General features: G+C 49.5%; 10 protein-coding genes and 1 other RNA gene. 5 read left to right on the top strand and 6 right to left on the bottom strand.

Annotated elements, in window-relative coordinates; genetic code table 11:
- The 4 genes from ACO6BQ_RS11805 to ACO6BQ_RS11790 all read right to left on the bottom strand — a co-directional run.
- On the bottom strand, positions 1 to 200 hold a 200-nt coding region (locus ACO6BQ_RS11805; protein ID WP_489121171.1), incomplete at its 3' end, for a pentapeptide repeat-containing protein.
- Positions 197 to 523: a LysM peptidoglycan-binding domain-containing protein gene (locus ACO6BQ_RS11800; RefSeq protein ID WP_489121169.1), complete on the bottom strand. Its 327-nt coding sequence runs from the start codon at positions 521 to 523 to the stop codon at positions 197 to 199. The genes ACO6BQ_RS11805 and ACO6BQ_RS11800, both read right to left, overlap by 4 nt.
- Positions 516 to 911: a hypothetical protein gene (locus ACO6BQ_RS11795; protein ID WP_489121165.1), complete on the bottom strand. Its 396-nt coding sequence runs from the start codon at positions 909 to 911 to the stop codon at positions 516 to 518. The genes ACO6BQ_RS11800 and ACO6BQ_RS11795 overlap by 8 nt, the downstream gene beginning before the upstream one ends.
- A gap of 77 nt (positions 912 to 988) precedes the next feature.
- Positions 989 to 1053, bottom strand: an RNA gene (locus ACO6BQ_RS11790) — hammerhead ribozyme type II.
- A gap of 56 nt (positions 1054 to 1109) precedes the next feature.
- On the opposite strand from ACO6BQ_RS11790, the gene ACO6BQ_RS11785 reads away from it, so the two are divergent.
- A complete protein-coding gene (locus tag ACO6BQ_RS11785) occupies positions 1110 to 1331 on the top strand; it encodes a hypothetical protein (RefSeq protein ID WP_489121163.1) in 222 nt (73 codons plus the stop codon).
- Here ACO6BQ_RS11785 and ACO6BQ_RS11780 read toward each other — a convergent pair.
- A complete protein-coding gene (locus tag ACO6BQ_RS11780; RefSeq protein WP_489121161.1) occupies positions 1322 to 1492 on the bottom strand; it encodes a hypothetical protein in 171 nt (56 codons plus the stop codon). The two genes, ACO6BQ_RS11785 and ACO6BQ_RS11780, sit on opposite strands and share 10 nt — an antisense overlap.
- A gap of 11 nt (positions 1493 to 1503) precedes the next feature.
- A complete protein-coding gene (locus ACO6BQ_RS11775; RefSeq protein ID WP_489121159.1) occupies positions 1504 to 1695 on the bottom strand; it encodes a hypothetical protein in 192 nt (63 codons plus the stop codon).
- 121 nt (positions 1696 to 1816) lie between these two features.
- Between ACO6BQ_RS11775 and ACO6BQ_RS11770 the strand changes: the two genes are divergently transcribed.
- The 4 genes from ACO6BQ_RS11770 to ACO6BQ_RS11755 all read left to right on the top strand — a co-directional run bounded on the left by ACO6BQ_RS11770 (position 1817) and on the right by ACO6BQ_RS11755 (position 5083).
- Entirely contained in the window at positions 1817 to 2338 is a 522-nt protein-coding gene (locus tag ACO6BQ_RS11770) for a helix-turn-helix domain-containing protein (protein WP_489121158.1), read from the top strand.
- A 65-nt stretch (positions 2339 to 2403) separates the two neighbouring features.
- Positions 2404 to 3072 carry a hypothetical protein gene (locus ACO6BQ_RS11765; RefSeq protein WP_489121156.1) on the top strand — a complete coding sequence of 223 codons (669 nt, stop codon included), beginning with the start codon at positions 2404 to 2406 and terminating at the stop codon, positions 3070 to 3072.
- A 473-nt stretch (positions 3073 to 3545) separates the two neighbouring features.
- Complete coding sequence (locus ACO6BQ_RS11760; protein WP_489121154.1) at positions 3546 to 4709, top strand: tyrosine-type recombinase/integrase; 1164 nt, start codon at positions 3546 to 3548, stop codon at positions 4707 to 4709.
- Between the two features lie 173 nt (positions 4710 to 4882).
- Complete coding sequence (locus ACO6BQ_RS11755) at positions 4883 to 5083, top strand: hypothetical protein (RefSeq protein ID WP_009441033.1); 201 nt, start codon at positions 4883 to 4885, stop codon at positions 5081 to 5083.
- Positions 5084 to 5534 lie beyond the last annotated feature (451 nt).

Below are 5534 nucleotides of genomic sequence, written 5' to 3'. Positions count from 1 at the left end.
TCGGCACTGCGCAGGTTGGCATAGCGTAGGTCGCTATCGCGCAGGTCGGCATCGCACAGATCGGCACCGCACAGATCGGCACGGCGCAGGTCGGCATCGCACAGATCGGCACCGCGCAGGTCGGCGCGTTCACCTCTACTTTTATCAGCAAGCCACCTACCGTGACTTGCTACGATCTCGTTCAGTTCCTCTTCCGTCATTTTGTCTCCTCCTCTCCCTTCACCCAATACGTCACCTTGATTTTATCCCCGGGGTAAATCTCCCCCTTGCGCTCCACGAGCCACGGATTCAGCTCCTCCATCCCCGCCTTGTACTCGAGAATGTAACGCCGCGTCGCCGTGTTCTTCGCGCAGTATTCCTCTGCGATTCCCCAGATGGTATCACCGGGGCGGACCGTATAGACCTCCTCAACGAGGACGGTGTTCCTACCATCCGCGAACAATTCGCCCGTCGCCCCCGAGAGGAGCGATGCCGCCGCGACGAACGCGCCGCCAACGAGAGCCACCTTCAAGAACTCACGCATGAGCTTTGACCTCCTTTTTCTCATGTACCTTGCCCGTGTAACGGGGCAGACTGTGAATATACTCCACCACCCACGAATACGGCACACGCCGCTGATTGCTGCTCGGATCGGCGAGCACATAGACCAGTTCGCCCTTATCCATCCGCATCTGCACCGAACGCGCAGAACATCCGAGCATCGCCGCGATCTGCTTCACGCTCAAAAGCCGCTCCTCTGGATACTCTGCGGGCGGCGGTGGAAGCGCAACCACCTTTGGCAGACGCTCGACAATCCGCTGCTCCAACGCATCAACCTTCGCCGTCAGCTTCTCATCCGCGATCCTGTCAAAGCCCACCATGAGCCCCGCGACGAAAGCATCCGCCGCCGCACCCGCCGCTGTCTTTCCCATAACATCACCTCCTATCTATGAGGAAACGCCCCGCCATCTTTGCTATCTACCATGATTCGCCTCGGAACGGGGCGGGGCATGACCTGCCATCATCAGCGCAGGGCGGTCAGTCCCTGCGGACGCCCCGAAGGGCGTTTCGGCTATGTTGTTGTTCTCCTCCCTGCCGTGCTATACTGAGCATGGAAAGGAGGTGGTTTTATGAATACCCTAGAGATTGTGTTGGAGTTCGATTCTTCGGTCGTGGTTCATAATATGAAGGAAATCCGCGTATTTCTTGATGGTGAACTATCCGAGACGATTACACCGGACGGTTTTCCCAACATGATCTGCTTCGGTGGATATGCGTATTCCTTCATTGGCAGTGAAGAAATCGTGACCATCAAAGGCGACCGAGTTCTGTATCTCAAGTTCTACGCGTGATAATCGAACACGACTTCAAAACAGAGCGTATGGCTTGCCCCATACGCTCTGTTCATTTTGTCAATAATCACCTCTGCTTCCTTCACCATTTCACGCTTGATGATTACCTTCATGACAGGACGGCGGGCATTCTTTTTGCCCCGTTTGTGCTTCCGTTTCATCCTCTCACCTCCTATGCGGGCTGTTGTGCGCCATCGGCGGCGGCGTTGCGTGCACCATCGAAAAATCCTGTCTTGTAGCCCGCCTCGAACATCGCCATGCCCTTGACAATTTCCACCTTCGCACGCTCCGGCAGAGTACGCACCAAGTCGCGCACCTCCGAAATGTCGCGCACCTCCTCCGGCGTGAAAACAATATCTTCCATTATCTCCCCCTCCTTTTACTTGATTTACCCCTATTATACATTTAGCTACCCCTATTGTCAAATATATTTTCTTGACTTACCCCTTTTTTACTGGTAATATTTGCTGTGAAAGGAGTTGTTTATGTTGAGTGAAACAATCGGAGATAGAATACTTTTAGTGATTGAAGCAAATACCCTAAAGAAAGTTGAGTTTGCCCGAGTACTCAACATTAACCAATCCTATGTCACACAGCTCATAAAAGGACGAAATCAACCAAGTGACCGATTGATAGAAGACATTTGTCAAAAATATAACATCAATGAAGAATGGCTAAAGACAGGCAAAGGAGAAATGCGGCGCGCAACAAGCCCCTTGTTTTTGCGTGACAGCAGCTTGGATGCGACCGATCGGGAAATCATTGAGAGCTACATCCGCATGACCCCGACGCAACGGCAGTTCATCAAAGACTGGATTCGGCGCATAGCAGACACCATGCGCCCTGCCATCCCAACAGAAACAGAAAAGAAAACCTACGGCGACATGACACCCGAGGAAAAGAAAGCCGCCCTCGCACGCGAAATTGACGATGAAACGAGAGGAAAAACATTCGAAGTTTCCATTGGTTCAAATTTTACAAAAAATAGTTCACAAGTCCCGAAATAGGCATAAAAAGCCGCCCTATAAGGATGGTTTGTAAATAGTTTGTATATATCAAGGAGGATTACATCATGAAGAAGAACAAAAAAATCATTTCCACCGGGCTATGCGTAACAATGTTGTTTATGTCAACGCCATCGGTATTCTGTGCCCCAAGCGACTCTTCGAATGACAGTGTTGCAGCTACACCCACCACGAATCAGCATAATATGCAGGAAACCCAAGTGATCTCATCTGTTCAAAAGACACACGCCTATATCCCAAAAGATACGGTTCTCACGGTAGAACTTACCTCTGAACTCTCCTCAAAAAAGGCAAAAAAAGGCGACCTTGTTCCTATCAAAATGTCGCAAAATCTCATCATCAACGATGTGGTTGTTATTCCTCAGGGTGCGACCGTAAAAGCTACCATTACGAAGGTAAAAAAAGCGGGCGGATTCGGTCGTGCCGGAAAACTTGAGTTCACTATTGATCGTGTAAAGACGATCAATGGCATCGATGTTCCGCTTGAGTATACCGCAATGAAAAAGGAGGGCAACGATAGCGGTGCTGTTGTTGTTGGTGCACTTGTAAGCTTTGTCGGCGGTATGTTTATGAAAGGGAAAAATGTTTCGTTTCCTGCCGGGACAACCTTTGAAGCCAAGGTCTCTGCTGACACTGATCTAGAGGTTTCTCTTGAAGGTCTCGCAGATGCCATGAATCCTAAAACGCCTCATGGAGTCTCTATCACATTGAAATAGTAGCCCCTCGCATAACGAGCTTTCTCCTCTATCGCCGCCGCAAAAATGGCATAAAAAAGGCCGCCCCTAGGCGGCGGCAACGCATCCAGTACACCATAGTTCAGAGTATTCCGCTATACGTTCCAACCGCCTCGAATTAGGCACGGTTAAACTGGTCGATTTCGACGGGTTTGGAAAAGCAATGTGAGGATTCTTCACAATCCATTAACCCATACAAAAATAAAGGTATCCGACGAACACCTTGATCCGATCAACATATCCTCCACTTTACTTTTCTCCCGATTTATGTACTTATGCTTGACTTTTTTTGTCAAGTAAATGCACACTTTTCCGCGAAAAAGTAAAGTAACCCATAAAATAAAAACCGCCCGGTGTTACCAGCACCGAGCGGCAGACATGACGCGAATCATGCCCTATTGCACTTACATACTACCATGATTCGCCTCCTTTGTAAACACAGGGAGGTTTTATTTATGTCCAAGATACGCATACGAAAGCGCGGGAGCAGCTATTCCTATAGCTTCGATATATCAAAGAACCCGCGCCGCATGAAGGAGAAAGGGGGCTTTGCCACCGAGGATGAAGCATTCGACGCAGGTGTAAAAGCCTATGCCGACTGGAAGAGCGGCAATATCGGTATCACGTCCGAGAGGATGAAGCTGCGGGACTATCTCGCCGCGTGGCTCCGGAATGTCGTGCGCCCGAATGTGAAGCGGACTACATTCAAGAACTATCACAACGCAGTACACTCGCGCATCGTTCCCCATCTCGGAGAAACCTATTTACAGGAACTGCGCCCGCGTGATATTGATCGGTGGGTCAAGGAACTTGCACGCGCAGGTCTTTCGCAGGGGACAATCCGGCAGACAAAAACGGTGCTCTCCACCGCGCTGAAGTATGCCATCTATCCCGCCGAACTCATCGCCACGAATCCGACGATGGGGATCAACATCCCGCGCAGTGCGCCGCGCAAGGTAATCGAGCGCACCGTTATCACGCCCGCACAGTTTGCCGCCATACCCGTGAGCAACAAATACTATCCGCTGCTCAAAATACTCTATCACACAGGGCTGAGAATCAGCGAAGCACTCGGGCTTACGTGGGAGAACATCAACCTCAAAACGGGCGAAGTATATGTCACACGGCAACGGTTGGCAACAGGATATTTTGACACGCCAAAAAGTGAGAGCAGTATCCGTACGTTCTACGCCGACCCTGTTTTTCTCTCCTACCTTGCCGCGCTCAAGGCACAACAAGCACGAGAGGAGTTGCGTCTCGGCGAGGCGTATCAAATCGCCTACGAAGATGTACGGAACGATCATGCCCTTGTCATCCTGCCAAAGAAGATCACTCCTCCATCATGGTATGAGCGTCGCAATCTGCTGTGCATCCTTTCGAGTGGGGTCCCCATTCGATATGAATCGTTTCAATACGTTCTAAAACGTATGAATCTGAATACGCACAGCTTTCGTCACACCCACGCAACACGACTCATCGAAGCAGGTGCAAAACCCGTGGACGTTGCCGCCCGCCTCGGTCACAAAGATGCGACAATTACGCAGAATCTTTACACGCATGACACGGAAGCCATGCAGAAAGAGACGGCACGCATCTTCGGCGAGATTGTAGGCAAATAGTTTTGTAGACAAGCTGTAGACAAATTCGTTGTCTCGTTGCTTTTCTCCTTGAATTTCAAGGGGTTTGCGTCGAACACGATATTTTTGTGAAAAATCTGTAAAAGAAACGGGACAGCACGAAAAAAATATGCTATAATGCGTCTATTGGTTATTGTGTTTAAGGAGGGCTTTTCATGGATTTTGAAGCACTGGTGAAGGCGAAGTTTGATGAAGCATACGCGGCGTCGGAGCATCCGAAGAAATTCTTCCTCACGGAGAACGGGCGCGGCGTTGTCGATGGCGGTGAGATGTACAATGCCCTGCTGCACGATGTGCTCGATGTTGTGCAGAAGGCAATGGTCGGTATTCTCAAGGACAGCCATCATACACATTAAGGACACAAATAAGATATGTGCAGAGCCGCCGTACAGAAAACTGTACGGCGGCTCTTTGTTGTGTAGATTTTTTTCTTTGCATTACATGTCGATTATGGTACAACAACTAAGATAAAAAGAGGGAAGGAAGCTACGTGAAGAATGGGAGGAAATATTGGGGTTTTATTGTTTGTTATCAGATTGTTGGAAACAAACAGTTAGGGAAGCACTGATAAATTCAGCCACGCCATCTTGACGCATCTTTTTTGCCCGCACTGTGCCCTAGAATCCTCCACATAGCTTTGGCTAGCGTTGGGTTTGCCTCCTTGTTCGGACGAAAAAATCTACGCCAATCTGAGGGTCTATTTTATCAGCGATTCCTTAGAAAACTTCGTGCAACAGCCCCTCGTTTTATTGTGTGGCGAATTGTCAAGTCAAGTGCAACACCTTATTGAAAAAGACTTCATAAGGA

It is taken from the genome of Centipeda sp. (in: firmicutes) (genome assembly GCF_057271695.1).
This window is presented reverse-complemented; position numbering and strand designations above follow the sequence as displayed.

What these genes read in the sequence shown, in the direction of transcription:
- ACO6BQ_RS11800 (WP_489121169.1), bottom strand. Translation starts at nt 523, where the DNA reads ATGCGTGAGTTCTTGAAGGTGGCTCTCGTTGGCGGCGCGTTCGTCGCG.
- ACO6BQ_RS11795 (WP_489121165.1), bottom strand. Translation starts at nt 911, where the DNA reads ATGGGAAAGACAGCGGCGGGTGCGGCGGCGGATGCTTTCGTCGCGGGG.
- ACO6BQ_RS11785 (WP_489121163.1), top strand. Translation starts at nt 1,110, where the DNA reads ATGAATACCCTAGAGATTGTGTTGGAGTTCGATTCTTCGGTCGTGGTT.
- ACO6BQ_RS11780 (WP_489121161.1), bottom strand. Translation starts at nt 1,492, where the DNA reads ATGAAACGGAAGCACAAACGGGGCAAAAAGAATGCCCGCCGTCCTGTC.
- ACO6BQ_RS11775 (WP_489121159.1), bottom strand. Translation starts at nt 1,695, where the DNA reads ATGGAAGATATTGTTTTCACGCCGGAGGAGGTGCGCGACATTTCGGAG.
- ACO6BQ_RS11770 (WP_489121158.1), top strand. Translation starts at nt 1,817, where the DNA reads ATGTTGAGTGAAACAATCGGAGATAGAATACTTTTAGTGATTGAAGCA.
- ACO6BQ_RS11765 (WP_489121156.1), top strand. Translation starts at nt 2,404, where the DNA reads ATGAAGAAGAACAAAAAAATCATTTCCACCGGGCTATGCGTAACAATG.
- ACO6BQ_RS11760 (WP_489121154.1), top strand. Translation starts at nt 3,546, where the DNA reads ATGTCCAAGATACGCATACGAAAGCGCGGGAGCAGCTATTCCTATAGC.
- ACO6BQ_RS11755 (WP_009441033.1), top strand. Translation starts at nt 4,883, where the DNA reads ATGGATTTTGAAGCACTGGTGAAGGCGAAGTTTGATGAAGCATACGCG.